An 840-nucleotide genomic window follows, 5' to 3' on the forward strand; every position below is an offset into this window, starting at 1 on the left:
TGCCGCGCGGTGCCGCCAGCCACGCTGCGCGCGCTGCCGGATGCGGTCGCGACCCGGATTCGTGCCCGCTACGAACAGGCGCTGCTTGGCGTGCTGCGCGCGGAACACGGCGCACCCGACGCGGCACTCGACGAACTCGACGCGATGCTGGCCGCGCTCGCCGGCGACGATCCATACGATTTCTGGCGGCTCGCGGCCGCGTGCGTGCGCGCGCTGCGCGCCAGCGGCGCGCCCGAGCTGAAGCGCTTTCTCGCGCGCACGAACCTGCTGCTTGGCGAACACGCACAAGGCCGGCGCAGTGCGCCGCCCGAACTCGTGCGTGAGACGGTGGCGCTGCTGTGGCGCGATTTCGCGCTGTTCGGTGCCGCGGCCGAGGATGTCGCGCTCGTCGACGTGCTGCACGACTACGGGCTGACGGTCGACTGGCACGTCGCCGGCACGCCCGCGTCCGAAGCGCTGTGGGAGGCCGATGCCGCCCGCGCCGAGCACGACGCGGTTGCCGTTGCGCCGACCCGCGCGCTCGGGGTCGTGACGGTCAATGCGCATGCCTATGAGGATTTCCTGCAGACGGCCGATGCGTCGATGGCCGACCTCGCTGTCGATCCGGCCGCAGCCGACGCGAGTGCGGCATGGCATGCGTCCGGCGCCGCCTACCGGGTCGGTACGGCCGCGTGCGCGCTCGGGCTCGGTCACGCGGCGCTCCTGGCCGACACGCTCGGCCTGGCGTGGCGGCGTGCGGCGCACGGCGTGCCGCTTGCCGACGGCGGCCTCGATGCGCACGGCCGTCGCGGTCGCGCAGCAGCTCGTCGACCAGCATGTGATCGGCGTCGTCGGCCACTG

1 pseudogene is annotated in these 840 nt (G+C 73.8%); it reads left to right on the forward strand.

From position 1 onward, the window contains the following. A pseudogene (locus G3O06_RS48490) lies at positions 1 to 840 on the forward strand (hypothetical protein); the annotation flags it as partial.

The sequence above is a fragment of the Burkholderia sp. Ac-20345 genome (assembly GCF_017104825.1).
GTDB lineage: Bacteria > Pseudomonadota > Gammaproteobacteria > Burkholderiales > Burkholderiaceae > Burkholderia > Burkholderia lata_B.